Genomic DNA, 19,919 nt, shown 5'->3' with positions numbered 1-19,919 from the left:
TGTGTCATTTATTAAGGATATCGTTATGCGGATGCTGTTAATTGAAGACAATGATAGTCTTGCCCAATCCATCCAAGTGTATTTTCATAATGAAGGCCACCCCTTGGACTGGGTAAACTCGGTAGAGAAGGCGAGAAGCAGTGTCTCGTTAGAGTCGTTTGACTTATTGATCCTCGACATTAATTTGCCCGGGGCCAGTGGTTTTCAACTGCTACAAAGTTTACGAGCAAACGGTAATCGCATTCCGGTATTGGTATTAACGGCGCGCACAGAAATAGACGATCGTGTCAGTGCATTGGATTTTGGTGCGGATGATTATTTGGCGAAGCCGTTTGATTTTCGCGAATTAGCCGCTCGCTGTCGGGCTCTATACCGTCGTGAAAGAGGTAAAGCCAGTAACGATATTCTATGTGGAAATTTGGTTTACGATTTGGCGACGCACTCGGCCACAGTGAATGGTCGCCTTTTGGAGTTACGCCAGCGAGAGAGACAGTTGCTAGAATTGTTTTTGAAAAATCTAGATCGAGTGTTAACCAAAGACGATATCTCTAACCGACTTTATGATTTCAACGAGGCCTATACGCCCAATGCAATTGAGCAAACGTTGACTCGTTTAAGAAAACAACTGGCTAACTCTTCTCTCATCATCAAAACCATTCGTGGCCTTGGCTATCTCGCCCATGTCGACGATTAGTACAAGCTACTCCTTGCGTCGACGTATGTTGGTACGTAGCGCCCTTTTGCTGTTGGTCGTTTTTGTTTTGCTGAGCATTGGGGCTTGGCACTATGCCAAGCAAGCGGCGAATTACTCCTATGATCGTCTGTTAAGAAGTGCCAGTTTATCAATGTTGGAAGGGGTGCATGTCACTGGGGCCAATGTCGATATAGACATTCCTTACGCATCATTTGAAATGATGCAACTCAGCAGTGAGGATAAGGTGTTTTATCGTGTGCAAGGACCGCAAGGCAACTTCATCACAGGTTATGAAAATTTTCCTTTGCCCAATCAATCACTTGGTAAAGAGCGGACACTATTCTATGACGCCAATTATTTATCTGAACACATTAGAGTGGTCATGCAGCGTAAATGGCTGTCAGAACCTGAAGTATCGGGGTGGGTGAGTGTGTATCTAGGGCAAACCCTCAACGCCCGAGATCAGATGAGAAATGATATTTTAGTCCGTAGCTTGGCTACCCTATTGGGCATTATGCTGTTGGTTTTGTTTGTCTTATGGTGGTCGATTAATCGCGCATTAGAGCCACTCAGCACCATATCAAAGTCGCTTTTTACACAAACGTCTTTCTCAGAAACCCCGTTAGACAAAACGTCAATACAGGAGGTGGCACCATTAGTGGATGCCATCAATGAATATCAAACTAGACTGGCGTCAAATCTAGACGGGATGAAAACCTTTATTGCTGATGCAAGCCATCAAATCCGTACAGTACAAAGCGCGACACAAGCCCAGTTAGACATCGCCAGCCAGAGTCAAGATCTGAGTCAGCTGCCGGCTCATCTTGGTCGAATTCGAGAGGAGCATCTACGTCTTACCCGCTTAACGAATCAACTACTTTCCCATGCCATGGTGGTGCATCGCGGTGATACCAGAATAGTTGAGGATGTGAACATGGAGTCTTTGGTCAAGCAGCTGTTAACGGAATGTGTTCGAGATTATGCCCATACTGAGATTGAGTTTTCTTATCATTGTGATGGGAGGATAGGCTCGGTTCAAGGGGATTGGATTGCGTTGAAAGAAGCGTTTAGGAATTTGCTAGAGAACTCCCTTGTCTATGGTCCAGCAAAAAACCAAATTGACGTGAGTCTCACGCAAGAGGCGGGCCATGTGAATGTCATCATCGATGATCAGGGACCGGGGATTCCACAAGCGCAACGAGAACAAGCTGTGCAGCGCTTTAAGCGATTAACCACACGCAAAGAAGGGTCTGGTTTAGGGTTGGCGATTGTTAGCAGTGTTGTGGAATCCCACGAAGGACGTTTCTTTCTAGAAGACAGTCCATTAGGGGGCTTAAGAGCCCGCGTCCAGTTAAGAGTAGGGGAAAGCTAATGCGATACTACTTTATAGGCTTATGGATTGTGTTTTCATCTGCTTTGTTTGCTGCCCCTAAAAGCAACTCAAATGCACTTGATATATACAGTGCCACTGACCTGCGGGCGATTAAGCCGTTGTTAGACGATTATCGAGCGCGTCACCCTGATGTTCAGGTGAATTACCATGAGTTTAATACACTACAGCTCTATCAGACTATTAAAAAACTGCCCTTAGACCAGCAGCCAGATGTGGTGATCAGCTCTTCAATGGATTTGCAAGTTCGTCTGGTCAATGATGGCTATGCTCAGCCGATTAAAGATTCCGCGTTAGAGGCTTTGCCTGATTGGGCCAAGTGGCGTAACGAGGCCGTTGGTTTTACCTACGAACCCATTGTCTTTGTGTATAACAAACAGGCTTTTAAAGGGAAAACCATCCCTCGTACCCATGAATCTCTTGCGCTTTCTATGCGCAGTAATGATGCTTTTTACACTCATAAAGTCGGGTCTTATGATGTGCGACGCTCGGCTTTGGGCTATCTGATTGCCACACAAGATGAAGTGGCGTCAAGCATTAGTGGGCGTTTGCAGGAAAGCCTTGGCAGAACGATTACGCAAGTGTACTGCTGTACATCGCAGATATTGGATGATATTGCCAGTAATAAGCTTGTACTTGGCTATAACATGCTTGGCTCTTACTCCCTGGCGAGAGCAAAACATGATCCAAGAATTGGTGTCGTGATCCCTGAAGATTATACCTTAGTGGTCAGTCGGGTAGCGTATATCAGCAAGGCGGCGAAGCATGTTGAAAACGCTCGCTCTTTTGTGCATTACCTTATTTCTAAACATGGGCAACAGGTGATGGCGGATAAAAGTGAGTTGATTGCCTTATACCCGAGCCTTGATCCTTTGACGGATAGATTACTGTCAACTAAACAGACCATTAACTTTCATCCCATTCCATTAGGGCCTGCCTTGATGGTGTATCTGGACCAGTCGAAGAAAAAACGTTTTATTCGATCGTGGGAAAACGCATTGTCACCCTCAAAACAATAGGCTTGATTATATCAAACCGTACGTATTTGATGTGCTGTCCAATTCTGGCAATTGAATTTTTAATTGTACTTTTTATTGTAATAAAAGTTTATTTAGATGTTCGTAAGTTATCAGCAAAAAGCATATTTTGTATTTAAAATGTACATAATTCTGATTTAGCAACAATACTGTTAATAGATGTAGATGAAATAAGCGCCTTTGAAAGTGTGTTACTGTGTCTTGAATGATGTAGGGTGGGAATAAACAATGATCTTAGTTCCTGGGTATACAACTCAGTCTTTATTGTTTGATGGCAGACACTCGTTAGTGCTGCGTGGGGTGAGAAACCGAGATGCTCTCCCTGTCATCATCAAATTACTAAAGCAGGAGTTTCCAAGCGTCGAGCAGTTGAATTGTTTTCGAGAAGAGTTTCTTCTGCAGCAACGTTTGTCCCATATTGACGGTATTTGTCGTGTGCTGTCTCTAGAAAAACTGGGGCACTCATTGTTTTTAGTTATGGAAGACATTGGTGGCGAAAGTATTGCTCAAATATTACAGTCCGCGCCACTGAAGTTAGAAGAAACGCTTCAGTTGACCTATCAACTGTCGAATACCTTGGAGGCGATTCATCAAGCACAGGTTGTTCATGGTGATATCAATCCAAACAACGTGATTTGCAACCGAGAAACCGGTGAGTGTTGCCTGATTGATTTTGGTATTGCCAAGGAGTTGTCCTCCGCGATAGACAAGGCGATTCCTGTATTTAGTTTGTCGGGTTCTTTAGGCTATATTTCCCCAGAGCAAACGGGGCGTATGAACCGCATGCTTGATTATCGCTCAGACTTTTATTCTCTGGGAGCCACTTTATACGCGTGTTTGACGGGGGAGCCACCGTTTACCCATCATGATCCTATTGAATTGATTCATAGTCATCTAGCCATTTCCCCGATACCCCCTAATCAAGTCGACCCGCGTATTCCACAAGTGGTTTCAGACATCATTTTAAAACTCCTTTCCAAAAGCATTGAAGAACGCTATCAAAGCGCACGTGGTTTGGGATGCGATATTGCCTATTGTTTACAACAGCTACAAACAACGGGTGAGATTGAGCCTTTTCCATTAGCCCAGAAGGATTTGTTTCCCCAGTTTCAGGTGCCCGAAAAACTCTATGGCAGGGAGAAAGATATCGCCTACCTTGATGCGGTTGTTGAGAAAAGTATTTCTGGTAGTGGTGAGCTGTTTCTTGTCTCGGGGTACTCTGGAGTCGGGAAATCGTCTTTGGTTGAACAAGCCAAACAAGCGTCACAAACCCATCTCGGTTTTTTTGTTTCTGGTAAATTTGATCAGTTTAATCGCGATGTGCCGTATTCGGCCCTGAAGCAAGCCTGCCAACAGCTTGCGCATCTGTTGCTCGCGAAAGAAGAGGAGAGTATTGACTACTGGCGCACCCAACTACTGAGTGTGCTGGGAGAAAATGGCCGTGTTATTACCGATCTGGCGCCGAGCTTTGAGTTAATTATCGGTGAGCAGCCAAAGTTGATCGAGTTGTCGGCCATGGAGTCGCAAAGCCGTTTTAATTTGATCTTCCCAAAATTCATTCAGTTATTTTGTTCACAAGACCATCCGTTAACCCTCTTTTTTGACGATCTGCAATGGGCGGACAGCGCTTCTCTTCGATTGATAAACAGTCTGATCACCAGCAGCACTGCCCACCATTTTTTGGTGATTGGAGCCTATCGAGATAATGAGGTTGGCGTGACGCATCCTCTGTCTTTGATGATAAAAGAGCTTAGAGAGAATTATGCCAACGTGAATGAGCTGAAGTTACTGCCACTCACAGAGCAAGATGTCGACGCCTTAGTTCGAGATAGTGTGCATCGGGACGATGAGCAACAAGCGCACTTAGCGGCGCTTTGCTATGGTAAAACACTGGGTAATCCATTCTTTCTAAAGCAGTTTTTAGGGGAACTAAGCAGTGAAGGCTTGATCTATTTTGATTCACAGCAAGGCTTATGGCATTGGGATCAAAAGCAAATAGAACGCCTCGATGTGGCCGATCATATTGTGGACCTCATGGTACGAAAAATCGAGCATCTTTCGCTGGATGCGCAAGCGTTGCTGAAAACGGCTGCTTGTATCGGTAATCGATTTGATACCAACATTCTGTCTTTACTCACAGATCAAACTTCTGAGCAAACTGCAGATTTGCTTGCAGAGATTCTCGATCAGGGTTTAGTTGTCCAATTGGATGCGTCAACGCAGACATCATTATCCGAACTTGGGGTATCGTGCTATAAATTTCTGCACGATCAGGTTCAGCAAGCGGCTTACTACATGTTGCCGGATGCTGAGCGTCAGGTATGCCACCTGACAATTGGTTTGGCCTTCCAGCAGCAAGAGGGGATTTTCCAACTTAGCGAAAGTCTTTTTAGCATAGTCAATCACTTGAATTTGGCTCTCGCATTACTCGAAGACGAAGAGAAACGGCGAGAGTTAGCCGAGCTTAACTTACTGGCTTCGCAACGAGCTAAAAAAGCCAATGCCTACGAGCATGCATTGCACTACATTCAATCCGCCATTGCTATTCTTGAGCACAAGGGGTGGGAAGATTATTACCCACTGACCTTGTCCTGTTATAAAGAATGTGCCGAAGTGGAGTTGCTGTGCGGCAATGTTGAGGCGGGCCATCAATATTGTGCGCTCTTATTGGAAAAATCGAAGACGGTGATGGAAAAGGTCGAAGTGTATGCCCATCAGGTTGAGCTTTATGCAAACCACGGGCGCTTCCAAGAAGCCCTTGATGTGGGGTGTGACGCCATTCGGCTACTGGGAGTGGAGTGGCCAACAGACACTGAGGAAATCGAGCAAGCCATGCTCAGTGAGTCGCAGATCATCCAATCTTATCTAGAGCAGAACACGGTAGAGTCTTTGCTCAACTTGCCTGTCATGCAAGCGGCAGAGAAGCGCATGTTATGCCAGTTGCTGGGGATGATTTGGGGGCCAGCAATTAACGCCAACTTACCCATGAGTACTTTAGCTGTGGTGAAGCTGGTGGCCCTGTCTATTCAGTATGGTAATACAGATGTGTCACCTTTTGGCTACACCTGCTATGGCTCTATGCTGAGTATTTTTTACGGGGATTATGAAACTGGCTATCGCTTTGGACAGTTATCTGTCGACCTAGTCGATAAAACAGATAACCATAAATTGCGTTGTAAGGTATATACCATGTTTGCTGTGACCAACAGTCCATGGTCAGCTTCCCTTCACGACAGCATCGCTCTGCTTAAGTCAGCATTGAGTGCGGGTATGGATGTGGGGGACCGTATTTTTATCAGCTACAGCGCGTTTCATATTTTAAAAATCATGAAGTTAGCCGGGCTTCCCCTTACAGATGTGATAAAGGAAAACCAGCATATTCGTCCCATTTTGGAGAGTATCGGCGATCCTAATACCTTAGAGATATTGGAAATCTTGGAAAGGAATACCGCTTTATTGCAAGGCCATAGCGATTCAACACAAAGCTGGAATGACGAGGACTTTAATGAACATGCGTTTGTGAAGCATATGGAACAGCAGAAACACGCTTTGTGTTTGAACTACTATTACCTGAATAAAATGCAGGAATGTTTTTTATTTGGTCGCTATCAACAAGGAAGCGACATGGCTGAGAAAGCCGCTGTGACCTTAGATGCTACCTTTGGTTGGTTTACCAATGCGGACTATTATTTTATGCAGGGGCTTATCTTGGCTTCTTTGTGTGACGAAGAAGAGTCCGAGGAAGAAAAGCACGCTATTATCTCAAAGATCAATGTGTGTCTCTCGCGTCTCACGGACTGGGCAACGAACTACCCTGATAACTTTGCCAATAAAGTGTATCTGATTCGTGCTGAATTAGCTCGCTTGCGTGGTGAGCATAAACAGGCCGTTGATTTACTTGATTTAGCGATCGAGGAGTCTGATAAGCAAGGCTTTTTACATCAAGCGGGAATAGCAAATGAGCTGGCGGCTCGCTATTGGATGCGTCGCGGTAAAAGCAAATTTGCAGGACTTTATTTAAAAGAAGCCCACCACAACTACATGAGATGGGGCGCGCAAGCCAAAGTGCTTGCACTTGAGTTGGCGTTTCCTGAGTTGGTTCGTTCCCGAGAAAGTGTGGATGCTCACAGCACTCAGATGAGTTTAACGACAGCGTCGAATAGCCTAGATTTATTATCCGTTGTCAAAGCCAGTCAAATTATTTCGGAAGAGATTGTGCTTGAGCATCTTCTAACCAAATTGATGCGCACCATTTTTATGGAAGCAGGGGCACAACGGGGAATGTTGGCGCTAAACATCAATAGTGAATGGCTCATTGAAGCGCAAGGGGAGCTGGATAAAGGGGAAATGACCGTGTTACAAGATATTCCCCTGACAGACAGTGCTAGTTTGGCTTACCCATCGTCTATTTTTTCTTATGTTCGTCGTACGTTAACCCCTCTGATTATTGATAATGCACGACAGAACGCTTCCTTCGTTAAGGACCCCTATATTGCGAAGTATCAGCCTAAATCCGTACTCTGTTATCCGATAGTGAAGCGGGGTAAGGCCCTTGGGCTTTTGTATCTTGAAAACAATTTGGTAGCATCGGCCTTTACGCAAGAGCGTTTACAGGTGTTGGCTATTTTGGCTGGGCAAGCGGCCATTTCTATCGACAATGCCTTGGTCTATGCCACCCTTGAAAAACGTGTAGCAGAGCGTACGGAACAATTAAGCTACGCCAAACGTCAAGCGGAAGAAGCCAATCGTGCGAAATCGATGTTTTTAGCTACCATGAGTCATGAGATTCGAACACCTATGAATGCCATCATTGGGATGGGTAAGCTGACGCAAAAAACGCCGCTTAGCGCTAAACAGAGAGGTTTTGTCGATAATATTCTCGTATCGGCCGAAGCCTTGATGGGGATTATCAACGATATTCTTGACTACTCTAAGATTGAAGCCAAGAAAATGACCATTGAAACCACGGCATTCTCTCTTAAGCAGGTTATCGACCATGTCTTGATGGTGAGCTCCATCAAGGCTCAGGAGAAGCACCTCAATCTGGAGATAAATATTGCAGATCAAACCCCTGTTGATTTGCTAGGTGACCCACTGCGTATTCAACAGGTGCTGATTAATTTAGTGAATAACGCCATTAAATTTACCGACAGGGGGCACATTACAATCACTGTGTCACCCCAGCTCTTGGCGGATGGTGAAGAAGTATTGAGCTTTAGTGTGCAGGATACTGGCGTGGGGATGACATTAGAGCAGCAAACATGCTTATTCCAGCCTTTTACTCAAGTCGATGACTCGATCACGCGCCGTTATGGTGGATCTGGCCTAGGCTTAGCCATTTGTCATCAGTTGGTGGACTTGATGCATGGCCGTATCTGGCTGGACAGTGAACTGGGTCATGGCTCCACATTCCATTTCCAAATCCCCTTACAACGCAGCGCTCAAAGCCGTGCTTGGCAGCATGACGTTGAAGCCGTTTCTGAGGTGTGTGTATTACCTGCTAGTGCTAATGCTAGGGTGGAGCATAAACGCAGCAAATCTCGATCTCTTGCGGGTAAAACGCTGTTGTTGGTTGATGACAATGCCTTGAATCGTCAAATTGTTGTGAGCTTTCTTGAAGAGTTGGATGTCGGTATTGATATTGCGACAAACGGTGAAGAGGCCTTGCAAACGCTGAACCCTGATAGACACCAGCTGTTATTAATGGATTTGCAAATGCCAGTGATGGATGGCTTTACGGCCACTCGCAGCATTCGCCACAGCTATCCAGATCTGGATCTTCCCATTATTGCGATGACGGCCAATGCGGGGCTGGAAGACCGACAGCGTTGTCTGGATGCGGGTATGACGGATTACATGTCCAAACCCATTAATCCTGAGGTTCTTCTAGATATGGTGTCGCGCTATATGACGCTGGAGGAGACTGTGATGCCTGCGAAACCGTCGCAGCAAAGCTCACTCGTATTTGATGAGCTAATCGCGCGTCTCAATCAAGACGTCGGGTTGAACACGGATCTTGCTTTGCCGAGGATTTCAGGAAGACAAGAGGTCTATAAACAGATTATTCAGGACTTCATTCAGGACGGTTTGACTAATATGGTGTTGCTCAAGCAGCTTGAGGCATCGGGTCAGCTTGACGATTTAAGAATTTGTGTTCACTCGCTTAAGTCTAATGCGGCGTATTTAGGTGCGACACAATTGGAGGAAGAGAGTCGACAGCTAGAGAAATGCCTAGAAGATCAGGCCCCTTATATCGACCTCTTTGATTGTGTCTGTGAGACCTTATCAACCTTGCTAGAGAAGCTTTATACCGTTATCGATGACGCTGAAGCGCCTGTTCCTGAAGCACAAGAGGTTTCTATTGAATGGTTGTTAGAGCAAATCGAGTATTTGCTATCGATCTCTGATTTCCAGGTGGCATCCTCACTGTTGCGGTTGAAACAGCATCCTGATGCTGCAAACTGGGTGTCTCAAGTGGACGAGATCATCAGCTTAGTTGATGACATAGAGTTTGAAAGGGCTAGAGAGAGGATCTCTAAGCTAAGATCCCAGAGCTAGCGTTTGCTTTTTGACAAAAAAAGCCCTCTTTTTTAGAGAGAAAGAGGGCTTAAAAAACTCAATAGCAGGGATTATATTGAGACTTATTCTTCCATACTGCCTAGTGCCAGTAGGGTCGCATTACCACCGATTGCGGTGGTGTTGATTGAGACCGCACGCTCTGTCACAAAACGCAAAATGTAATGTGGAGTTGCGATTTTACCTAATGTGTCTAGATTGGTTTCTTCCACTAATTGGCAAATCAGACCACTTTTGTCAGCCAAGCGTTTACTCAAAGACTGTGCCTTGTCGGCATCGCATAAAATGGCGACACCAGCAAGATGATCCGCTTCAATTAATGAATCAACGGCGGACTCGGCGACGTTTTGAATAATACCTTCTGGGACGGCGTCCAGAATGGCATCCATGATTTCCTGGCCCATAAGGCCAACCGTGATAACCGGGTTACCAGCGACCAGCGCCGCAAAAATTTGCCCCACTAAGCCTACTTTGGCATTGTCTGTCTCAAAGTCCGACAGGCATAGGAAAGGACCACGACCTTGGGTCGAAAGCTCGTTTCTTTCCCCTGTTGGCCCTGGCATCACTAGGGTTTCTGCAATTTCGTGTTGGGCATTATTCAGTTGCCAAACTGCCATTTTTCGCTGTGCTTCTGGCAATAGGGTCATGGTGCGAGCTAAGCGCTCAACGCGGCCATTAACTCCTAATGAATCCCAAGCTTCAAAGGCGCTTCGAGCGACATCAATTTGAATAGGTTGTATGATTGTCATTACCATGTCTCCTTATACGCCGACTTAAAGATATTGTTCAGTCGCGAAACGCTGTAGATAGTGTGGACCACCAGCCTTTGGACCGGTACCAGATAAGCCTTGACCACCAAAGGGTTGTACGCCAACAACGGCGCCTACTTGGTCGCGGTTGATGTACAAGTTGCCGACACGAGCACGTTGGGCAATGTGCGCGCAGGTGGTTTCGTTACGGCTGTGTACGCCCATGGTTAAACCAAAACCTGAGTTGTTGATGGTGTCGATGATCTTATCCATGTCTTTTGCTTTGTAGCGCACGACGTGAAGGATTGGGCCAAATTTTTCATCGGTTAATTGATCAATGCTGGCAATTTCAAAAGCCGTCGGCGGAACGAATGTGCCTTTATCCGCAAACGCTGGCAATGTCGATTGAGCAATCAGTTTGCCTTCTTTTGTCATGTGTTCTATGTGATCGAGCAACATCTTTTGTGCTTTTTTATCAATGACTGGACCCACATCGGTACTGTGAAGCGCTGGTAAACCAACACTTTGCTCGGCCATCGCCCCCTTGATCATAGGAATGACACGATCAGCGATGTCTGCTTGAACAAACATGACTCGCAGGGCAGAGCAACGTTGTCCAGCAGAAGCAAAAGCAGAGCGAACCGCATCACGAACTACTTGTTCTGGTAACGAAGTTGAGTCGATTAACATGGCGTTTTGCCCACCGGTTTCGGCGATCACGGGAACCGGGGCAACCCCTCGACCTGCTAAGGTGCGATTGATCAATTGAGCCGTACCAGTTGAACCTGTGAATGCGACACCAGCAATCCGTTTATCGCTGGTGATGGGGGCACCAACAGAGGCACCATCGCCCGGTAAAAGATGTAGCACGTCCCCTGGAACACCGGCTTTATGGAGCATTTCAACGGCACGAATGGCGATTAAGCTGGTTTGCTCTGCGGGTTTGGCAACCACAGTGTTGCCCATCACCAAGGCGGCGACCACTTGGCCTGTGAAGATTGCCAATGGGAAGTTCCAAGGACTGATGCAGGTAAAGACGCCACGACCATTCAAGAGCACATTTTTCTCTTCGCCAAGAAAGTCGGTGAAGGTGGTGGGTGTTGTGAAATGGCTACGTGCTTGTTGCGCGTAATAGCGGCAAAAATCCGCAGCTTCACGTACTTCATCGATGCTGTCTTGGATGGTTTTACCCGCTTCCCGATGACACAGCGCCATCAACTCTGGGTAGTTTTCCTCCATCAAGTCCGCCATTTTCTCTAGACAATCCGCGCGCTCCGACGCAGGACGAGCGGACCAAGCGGGAAAAGCGGCTTCAGCAAGGTCAATTGCTTTGGTGACGGTTGCTTGATCTGCCCAGTCAAGTTGACCTGCGGTCTCGTCGTGGTTGTATGGGCTCTTCACACTGTGTGTATGGCCAGTAGTCACGGGCTCGCCACCGACAATCGGGTAGCCGCGCCATTGAGTGTCTTGGCTCATAAAGGTGTCGATTTTCGACTTGAAGGGATGCCACTCTGATTCGATTTCAATGTTTGGACCGAAGGAGTTTTTACGGTCTTCAAACATATTGATGGGTAATTTTATGAACGGGTTTGCCAAAGTTTTGCGACCTTCCAGTGTGGTTACCGGGTGGCCAACCAATTCGGAAATTGGGCAGCGAGCGTCAACCAAACGGTGAACGAAAGAGCTGTTTGCACCATTTTCTAATAAGCGACGAACCAAGTAGGGAAGCAAGTCTTTATGGCTACCAACAGGTGCGTAAATACGCACGCAAATGTCGCTGTCTTTGATGAGGCTGTTATAAAGGGCGTCGCCCATACCATGCAAACGTTGGAACTCGAACTCTTGGTTCGTTGCTCCTAACTCTTTTGCTAGGCAGCTGATGGCCGCAATAGTGTGCGCATTGTGGCTGGCAAACTGTGGGAAAATATTCGCTCGGGTATGCTTGCTTAGTAGGAAGCGTGCACAGGCCAAATAAGACACATCGGTGGCTTCTTTACGAGTGTAAACAGGGTAACCATTAATGCCACGTTGTTGGCAAAGTTTAATTTCTGAGTCCCAGTAAGCGCCTTTTACTAAACGCAATGGAATACGGTCACCTTGCTCTTTCGCTAGGGCTGCAATCCAAGCCAGTACTGGTAAGGCACGTTTAGAGTAGGCTTGAATCACTAGTCCGAACAACCCCCAGCCTTGAGTGACGTCATCGCGGTAGAGTTTTTCGAACAATTTGAGAGACAGTTCCAGACGATCGGCTTCTTCTGCATCAATGGTGATGCCAACATTCAGTGAACGAGCTTTGCTAATCAGACGTTTTACACTGTCAAACAGCTCTGTCATGACACGTTCTTCACAACCCACTTGGTAGCGTGGGTGAAGGGCTGACAATTTGATCGAAATCGTTGGTCGATGGCCTTTTCCGTAAGTGTCCTGGCCAACGGATTCGATGGCTTGCATATAAGATTGTAAGTATTTTTCTGCATCCGATGCGGTCAAGGCGGCTTCACCTAACATGTCGAAAGAGTAGGTGTAGCCTTTGTCTCGATAGCTTTTACCACGAGAAAGGGCTTCTGAAATGCTACGACCCAATACGAATTGGTGCCCCATGATTTTCATGGCTTGGTTCATCGCTTTACGTATTACCGGTTCGGACACACGGTTGATCATGCGATTCACTAAGTTCGCAGGCTTACCATCTTTTTCTTCATCCATGGTGACGATTTTGCCGGTTAGCAAGAGTCCCCAAGTGGACGCATTGACAAAGAAAGAGTCTGAGTTTTTGGCGTGGGATGCCCAATCCGCCACACTTAAACGGTCTTTGATAAAGGCATCGGCCGTTTCTTTGTCGGGTACGCGCATTAGGGCTTCGGCGAGACACATCAACAAGATACCTTCTTTGGTATCAAGGCTGTATTCCAACAACAAGGCGTCGATCATGGACATGCTGTCGTCGTCTTTACGAACTTGCTCAATCAAGTGCGTCGCTGCATCCGTGCAATTTTTTAATTCAATATCAGTTGGTTTTGCCAAGGGCAACAATTCATTCAGCCACGCCTCTTCATCCGCTTTATAAAGAGGGGATATAAGTTGCCATAACTCATTAAGTGGCCGCTGAATGAAGGTTGGTTCTAACACTTCAATTGCTTTAAACATGGTCGGATTCTCCCGCGACAATACAAAAAAACAGTTCGATTTTCTTGCTTGGACCGTAAGTTGTTACAGAGCACTGTCCCGTTTTTTGGTGTTTTTATTGGTCTCAACTTTTCAAGAAACGGGACGACTGGATTGTGAACACACTTTAGTGACAGAACTAAGAAACTGTCTTTCGAAAAAGTCGGTTTTTTTTATAAGAAAGTCCGACTAATCTCCCTAAAATTTACAAAAGACTTGAAAATGAGCGCAAAATAGAGGGATACGTCGTCAATGACCAAAAACAGGGCAAAAAAGTACGGCTCTCATGCCCTAGGAAAACTGTTTTTGATAACGCAGTGGCGTAATCCCTAATGTTTGAGAGAAAATGTTGGTCATCGCACTTTGGCTAGAAAAACCGCACATTTCAGCAGTTTGAATGGGGGGAACGCCTTCGCTCAATAATTTTTGTGCGCGCTCTATACGTTTACGCATTAAGTATTGGTGTGGCGTGATGCCTGTCCGTTCTTTAAAGCGTTCGTGAAACTGACTGACACTTAAAAAACAAAAATTAGCCAATTGATTAATGTGTACACGACGAGATAAGTTCAACTCAATAAATTGATCCAGCTTACCAATGTCGAGATGGTTACCGCGCTGCCGAACATCTTTGTTGTTATTAAGTTGGTGACGGATGGCGCTCAATAATGTGTTGCCGCAGGCGCGGGCTAAAATAGGATCGTTTGGGTATTGTTGAAGTTCGCCCGATAGCGCAGAAGCTAGAATTTGTAATCGAGGATTTAATTGAAAATAGGCGGCTTTATCGAACAAACGTGAGACGATTTCGTATTCTTCGTCGGTAATCGCTTTTTGTGGTGGAATCGGCAAATTGACCACCATGATTCGATTCTCCCCAAGCCCTGCAAAGGCATGACTATCCGATGAGGGCAGAATACATCCACCACCTGTTTGCAGTTCTCTGCTGTTACCTTCGATATCGAAGTCGGTGCTGCCGTCCACGACCACAACCAGTTGGTGGTAATCGTGATCATGGGCATCGGCTTCGTTAGGTAAGCTGAACACATCGGAATCAGAAGGAGTCAAAATTACGAACCTATGATACGAGTAATAATATTTTAGTATAGCGGTCTTATAGAGTCTTGAGTAGGGGTATTCTAAGGATATCCCTTTTATCCAGCGAAATGGTTAGGATCATTTTTAGACGGAATGGGAACGAGTTACTTCATATTCCTCCATCATTGGAATGCCTAAAAAGCCAAGGCGTCTTCACATTGTCTCTTGTCTTGGGCTGCAAAGGCGCTTTGGCATGTAAAGGATAAGGCCGCTGACTATTGATGAAAGCCTGATTTTACTTTGACCACCAGATTACCAAGGGCGCCTGGAAGCAAGACATCTTCGTGGGCTTGGCCTAAATCGCTTAAGGCATAGACTTTGCGGATCACCGGTTTGAGTTCACCACTTTCAAAGTGTGGCAGTAAGGATGAGGCAATCAATGCTAATGCTTCAGGATTTACATTAGCTAAGGCAACACCAACGACTGAGGCATCTCGAGCCATCAGGTCACGAGGGTTGATCTCGACGGTGCCACGATTGCCAACAATCGCTACGCAACCTCCTAAGGTTAGAGCTTTTAAGTCTTCTGATAAGTTATGGTTGGCGAGCATCTCGATGATCACGTCAAAGCCATTTTCTAGGTTTTGGAAAGGGGCTAAGTAGCCTTCTTCGTTATGCATAATCACATGGGTAACACCCAGCTGACGTAATAACTCTGCCCCTGCAGGTGTGCCTGCACTAGCAAAAACCTCCATGCCGTTTAATAGCGCCAATTGCACGCAGGCGGTGCCCACAGCGCCGGTTGCCCCATGAATCAGGACCTTATACCCCGTCTGCGCTTTAGCTCGACCAAACAAAGCACGGTGGGCGGTAGTAAAGGGAATACCGATACAGGCACCTTCTTCAAAACTTAAAGCATTGGCTAAAGGGAAGGTATGAGAGGGTAGACAGGCCGCAAATTGGGCCGAAGACCCTGTCAGATTACGGGTAAAATACACCCGTTGCCCCAGCTCAAAGCCTGTCACGTTTTGGCCTAGCTGTACAATGGTGCCAGCACCGTCAGAACCTGGTGTGTGTGGAAAGGTCGTTGTGTAGTTATTGGTGCCAGAACGAATATAAGTATCAACAGGGTTAACACCTGCAGCACTGACTTCTACCAGTATTTGATCGTCATTAATACTGGGTTGGTTGACGTTGTTAAGCGTTAAGTCGCTGGCTGGACCATAGTCCTTGATTTGCATTGCTTTCATTTGATGATCCTAAGACTATTTATAGATGGCTTGAGAATAAGGTCTATTCGCTTCATCAGCAAGGTTGTTTATGTCATGAAGATAAGATGATACTGTGACAAAAAGTCAGGCGACGCAGAAAAACTGATTTTTAAATGGGCAGTTTTGTTTCGAGCTGTCTCCTTCGCAATACGGTTGTTTTCACAAGAGAATTTTATGTTAGCAAGTGTGCTGTCATATTTTTGTCATGTGATCACTTTATAGTCTTGTAAAGGAATGCGTTATGATTGGTCGTGCCGATCAGTCAAACCCTCCCGTAGTCGTCTTGATAACCTGTTGATGAAAAGATATCAAAACGCATTAGGGAGTCGTCAGACTCAAGGTATGCGATACCCGACTGACTTTCTTTGGCGATACGACCCCTTGTTTACCAAACAAGTAAGCAAACAACTGACTGACACCGCTAACGCTAGGCGGAGGGTATAAATACTATGAAAGAGTTAACCACAGATCATACTTCGCAACAGTTTAATCATGAACTGGAAACCTTGCGCCAGCACTTTCTGACGATGGGAGGTGTGGTAGAAGAGCAAGTACAGGATTCGCTGCAAGCCTTTTTGGATAGCAATGGCTCGCTCGCTCAAGACGTTAAAAACAAAGATGTGACGGTAAATGAGTTAGACGGCATTATCGATGAAGAATGTACTCGGATCCTCGCTAAGCGTCAGCCTGCCGCTGGCGATTTGCGTATGATATTGTCTATCAGCAAGGCGGTGAGCGAGCTTGAACGTATTGGTGATGAAGCGAAAAAAATTGCTAACCTGACTATGCAGTTGATCGATGAAGGGGAATCTCCTCGCGGCTATGTCGAGATTAACCGTATCGGCACCATGGTATCGAAAATGATCCATGATACATTGGATGCCTATGCCCGTTTAGACATTGATGCAGCCGTTAAAGTGGCTAAGCAAGATCGTACCGTGGACCTGGAATACAAAACGGCATTACGCTCCTTAGTGACCTACATGATGGAAGACCCACGCAGCATTACACGGGTTTTTCATGTGATCTGGATTTTACGTTCTTTAGAGCGTATTGGTGATCATACTCGCCATGTATGCCAGCATCTTATTTTCTTGGTGAAAGGGATTGATGTACGCCATATGTCGATGGATAAAATCGACGAGCAGGTCACAACGCAATCTGAATGATTGTCTACGAAGGATGAGATTCTATTGGAAAAGCCTAGCGTTCAAGCCGCTGGGCTTTTTTTTGTTTTTTTATCATTGGCTCTTGGCGTCGCTTTCTCTATGATCGGGTTTTATTTATGGACTAGGTGAAAACGATGTTTGAGATAGAAATCGATTCAAACACCCCATTAGACGTATTTTATGACACCCTAAACAGTCAGTTAGCGTCCTTGTTAGGTGGCGAAAGGGATTTGATTTGCAACGCGGCGCAGTTTTCTGCTTTTGTGATGCAAACCTTGCCAGAACTTAACTGGGCTGGGTTTTATTTTGCTCGGGATAAGCAATTGGTACTTGGTCCTTATGTTGGAAAAGTCGCTTGTACCCGTATCCCATTTGGTCGGGGAGTGTGTGGGGCGGCGGCACACAGCCAGAAAACGCAACGAGTGGAGGATGTGCATGCCTTTGCTGGGCATATTGCTTGTGATTCCGCTTCAGCGTCCGAAATCGTGATTCCCATTGTTTATGAAGGGGATCTTATCGGTGTATTTGATATAGACAGCCCTAAAGTCGGACGTTTTTCCCCAGCGGATCAAGAGGGCTTAGAAGCTTTAGTCACGACTTTTATTGAGTCAACTGACCTCGAGTGGTCATTTTAGTGGGATTGGAGACGAATATCGATCAAGGCATCTGCTGAAAGTAGGTGTTGAGTTCACTGAGTGCTCTGCTGACATGGGCTTTGATAGCGTTTAGGTTATTTGCTAGCGGTAAGTGTTCGGTATGGGCTTTTCTCGCGTCTTTCTCAAGCGTCTCAAAGTTTTTTGACAGGGAAAGTAAAGCGAGATTTCCCGAAGAGGACTTGAGCGCATGGCAGATCTCTGCAACGGTGACGAGGTCTTGTTGCACCCAGGCGGATTCTAGTGAAGCCATTTTTTCTTGGCAGTCTTTCTCAAACACGAGGCGTACCTCATTTACCATGTTTTTATCTAACATGGTAATTAAGGTGCTTAAAGTATCTTGATCAATTTCACTCACCATCACTCCTTGAGTTTTGCGTTGGCAGACTGCTCTGAAGCCGTGTGTTAACTATAGCGTACAATCAATCTTTCCAGTTTGCTTTGTGTCAATGGCGAGGATAAGGCCTCTCCATTGCCATCAATTTGCTCTTCTTCTGCGGACGTCAATGTGTCGCACAGTACGGGTTTTCCACTGTCTCCCCACTGTTGAATGTCGTTTTCCATTTCTTGCGATAGGGTATCGCCGTGGGCGATGATGACATCAAAATTCTCTTCTGATGGGTAATGTTGAGGGTCATATAACATGGCCTCAATATTCATTTTAGACAGTTGTAGCACCAATGTGTTGGTTAAAATGGGGTCTGTTTCAAACAGTAGTGCCCGTTTGATGGAATGGCTTTGGGGCGGCATTGGCAGAGGTTGGCTATCGCTGGTGAGGTGATAGGGAATATCGATCCAAAATTCGCTGCCATGGTTGGCTTCACTAGTGAATTGAATGTCGCCTTGCATATGTTCAACCAGCTTATAGCAAAAAGCCAAACCAAGGCCAACTTCCCCATGGAAAGGGGATTCTTCTTTACTTGGAGAGAAGGGGTTTTTGCTACGTAATGCCGTTTGTATGCTGTTTGGCATGCCGATACCATTGTCTTGTACTACCATGCGCATCATTCGTTGGCCCGTTTGGGAGGAAGGCGTTTCGTGATCGGATGGACGAATTTGGACACTGATACTGCCACCTTGTGGCGTATAGGTAATGGCATTTTGCAGCAGAGCTGAGAGAATGTCATTAAAACGCTTGAAGTCTAATGAAATCGTAGATTGAATAAAAGGGTCAACATACGTAGCGAGTCTTAAGCCTTTTCTATCAATCTGCGCTGCCATAGACAGAACACGACTCTCTATAAACTGTTCTAGGTTATCCGTTGTGTATTTGAAATCCAGCTTATTTGCTTCCAGTAAGGCAATATCGGTGAACATATTGAGTGTGGTCATCAGTTGCTGGCTTGACTCTTTAATATGATTAGACATTTGCACCTTGCTAGCCTGATGATCGGTTTTGATAAAGTTTTCAGATAAGGTGGATAACGCCTGAATAGATGGGCGCATCTCTTGTTCTATCATAGCGAGTTTTTGGGCTTGTTCTTCCTTCATATACAAACCCCGTTGGGTTAATTGCTGGTTTTCTTTGAAGGCTTTTTTGTACTGTTGGTAACTCTTAATCAAACAAATTAAAAGCAAACTTAATGAGAGTAAAAAGCCGCCAATCATCCATTGAATATGTTGTAAGTTATCACCAAGGTGACGCCGTTGTGTTGCGATGTATTTATTGGTGTCTCGGCTGACCAATACCGTCAGTTCGTTGACTTGTTTGTCGAGATGGTGCATGCGATTCACCATACCGTCTAAGTAAGACAAGTCGCCACTTTCTACTTTGGTCAGGTTGAGACTGATGAGTTCTAATTCTCCGGTGATGATATTGAGAAGTCGTAATGTTCTTCCGCCAGTAATGCCTCGAATCAAGTAGCCCACGTCCCCATTTCGTAGTAAGTCAAGCCGACTCATGAGCAGCTCGTATTGATTGTATGCTTGGCCTTTAAGAGGTAAATCTGAGGGTTTGATTTGAATTAGGTAATTAACAAAGCGATAGGATTGTAACTGAAACTGTAAGGCATTCCATAAAGAGCTCTCGTAAATGCGCTGTTGCGTCGCTTTGGTGCCTTCGGAAGCATAGAAAAAAATCCCGCCAGCAAAGAACACAATGCTGAAAAGCAATGAGATAAAACTCAGTAAGCACCACTTTTTAAAGGGCAATTTCTCACGGTTAAATTGGCGTAACATGCGCA

Annotated in this window: 12 protein-coding genes; 6 read left to right on the top strand and 6 right to left on the bottom strand. The window is 45.7% G+C overall.

Annotated elements, in window-relative coordinates; all coding sequences use genetic code 11:
- The first annotated feature begins 25 nt into the window (after positions 1–25).
- From JHD45_RS10730 to JHD45_RS10715, 4 genes are all read left to right on the top strand, one after another.
- The gene (locus JHD45_RS10730; protein ID WP_199476520.1) at positions 26–694 is read left to right on the top strand and encodes a response regulator transcription factor; all 669 of its coding nucleotides are present in this window, start codon (positions 26–28) and stop codon (positions 692–694) included.
- Complete coding sequence (locus JHD45_RS10725; protein WP_199476519.1) at positions 681–2,066, top strand: sensor histidine kinase; 1,386 nt, start codon at positions 681–683, stop codon at positions 2,064–2,066. Before JHD45_RS10730 ends, JHD45_RS10725 begins: the two co-directional genes overlap by 14 nt.
- A complete protein-coding gene (locus JHD45_RS10720) occupies positions 2,066–3,103 on the top strand; it encodes an ABC transporter substrate-binding protein (RefSeq protein ID WP_199476518.1) in 1,038 nt (345 codons plus the stop codon). Before JHD45_RS10725 ends, JHD45_RS10720 begins: the two co-directional genes overlap by 1 nt.
- Before the next feature lie 246 nt (positions 3,104–3,349).
- Entirely contained in the window at positions 3,350–9,679 is a 6,330-nt protein-coding gene (locus JHD45_RS10715) for an AAA family ATPase (protein WP_199476517.1), read from the top strand.
- Positions 9,680–9,762: 83 nt separating this feature from the next.
- Here JHD45_RS10715 and JHD45_RS10710 read toward each other — a convergent pair whose 3' ends face one another.
- The 4 genes from JHD45_RS10710 to JHD45_RS10695 form a co-directional block, all read right to left on the bottom strand.
- Complete coding sequence (locus JHD45_RS10710; protein ID WP_199476516.1) at positions 9,763–10,446, bottom strand: 1-pyrroline-5-carboxylate dehydrogenase; 684 nt, start codon at positions 10,444–10,446, stop codon at positions 9,763–9,765.
- A gap of 24 nt (positions 10,447–10,470) precedes the next feature.
- Positions 10,471–13,593, bottom strand: coding sequence for a bifunctional proline dehydrogenase/L-glutamate gamma-semialdehyde dehydrogenase PutA (putA, locus tag JHD45_RS10705; protein ID WP_199476515.1), 3,123 nt, complete (start codon positions 13,591–13,593; stop codon positions 10,471–10,473).
- Positions 13,594–13,902: 309 nt separating this feature from the next.
- Positions 13,903–14,673 (bottom strand): AraC family transcriptional regulator, encoded by a 771-nt coding sequence (locus JHD45_RS10700; protein ID WP_199476514.1) that lies wholly within the window; start codon positions 14,671–14,673, stop codon positions 13,903–13,905.
- Positions 14,674–14,918: 245 nt separating this feature from the next.
- On the bottom strand, positions 14,919–15,893 hold the full coding sequence (locus JHD45_RS10695) for an NADPH:quinone reductase (RefSeq protein ID WP_199476513.1): 975 nt from the start codon (positions 15,891–15,893) through the stop codon (positions 14,919–14,921).
- A 470-nt stretch (positions 15,894–16,363) separates the two neighbouring features.
- On the opposite strand from JHD45_RS10695, the gene phoU reads away from it, so the two are divergent.
- Positions 16,364–17,083: a phosphate signaling complex protein PhoU gene (gene phoU / locus JHD45_RS10690; RefSeq protein WP_199476512.1), complete on the top strand. Its 720-nt coding sequence runs from the start codon at positions 16,364–16,366 to the stop codon at positions 17,081–17,083.
- A gap of 134 nt (positions 17,084–17,217) precedes the next feature.
- Positions 17,218–17,718, top strand: a complete 501-nt coding sequence (locus tag JHD45_RS10685; RefSeq protein ID WP_199476511.1) for a GAF domain-containing protein — start codon at positions 17,218–17,220, stop codon at positions 17,716–17,718.
- 22 nt (positions 17,719–17,740) lie between these two features.
- On the opposite strand, the gene JHD45_RS10680 is transcribed toward JHD45_RS10685, so the two are convergent.
- Positions 17,741–18,094, bottom strand: a complete 354-nt coding sequence (locus JHD45_RS10680) for an Hpt domain-containing protein (RefSeq protein ID WP_199476510.1) — start codon at positions 18,092–18,094, stop codon at positions 17,741–17,743.
- Between the two features lie 47 nt (positions 18,095–18,141).
- Positions 18,142–19,914 carry a sensor histidine kinase gene (locus JHD45_RS10675; RefSeq protein WP_199476509.1) on the bottom strand — a complete coding sequence of 591 codons (1,773 nt, stop codon included), beginning with the start codon at positions 19,912–19,914 and terminating at the stop codon, positions 18,142–18,144.
- Positions 19,915–19,919: the final 5 nt, after the last annotated feature.

The sequence above is a fragment of the Marinomonas spartinae genome (assembly GCF_016461715.1).
In the GTDB taxonomy this organism is placed as follows: Bacteria; Pseudomonadota; Gammaproteobacteria; order Pseudomonadales; family Marinomonadaceae; genus Marinomonas; species Marinomonas spartinae_A.
Note: the sequence above shows the minus strand (reverse complement) of the source record. Positions and strands in the feature narration are given on the sequence as shown.

Coding starts and splice junctions, on each gene's coding strand:
- JHD45_RS10725 (WP_199476519.1), top strand. CDS start 681: ATGTCGACGATTAGTACAAGCTACTCCTTGCGTCGACGTATGTTGGTA.
- JHD45_RS10720 (WP_199476518.1), top strand. CDS start 2,066: ATGCGATACTACTTTATAGGCTTATGGATTGTGTTTTCATCTGCTTTG.
- JHD45_RS10730 (WP_199476520.1), top strand. CDS start 26: ATGCGGATGCTGTTAATTGAAGACAATGATAGTCTTGCCCAATCCATC.
- putA (WP_199476515.1), bottom strand. CDS start 13,593: ATGTTTAAAGCAATTGAAGTGTTAGAACCAACCTTCATTCAGCGGCCA.
- JHD45_RS10685 (WP_199476511.1), top strand. CDS start 17,218: ATGTTTGAGATAGAAATCGATTCAAACACCCCATTAGACGTATTTTAT.
- JHD45_RS10710 (WP_199476516.1), bottom strand. CDS start 10,446: ATGACAATCATACAACCTATTCAAATTGATGTCGCTCGAAGCGCCTTT.
- JHD45_RS10695 (WP_199476513.1), bottom strand. CDS start 15,893: ATGAAAGCAATGCAAATCAAGGACTATGGTCCAGCCAGCGACTTAACG.
- JHD45_RS10675 (WP_199476509.1), bottom strand. CDS start 19,914: ATGTTACGCCAATTTAACCGTGAGAAATTGCCCTTTAAAAAGTGGTGC.
- JHD45_RS10715 (WP_199476517.1), top strand. CDS start 3,350: ATGATCTTAGTTCCTGGGTATACAACTCAGTCTTTATTGTTTGATGGC.
- phoU (WP_199476512.1), top strand. CDS start 16,364: ATGAAAGAGTTAACCACAGATCATACTTCGCAACAGTTTAATCATGAA.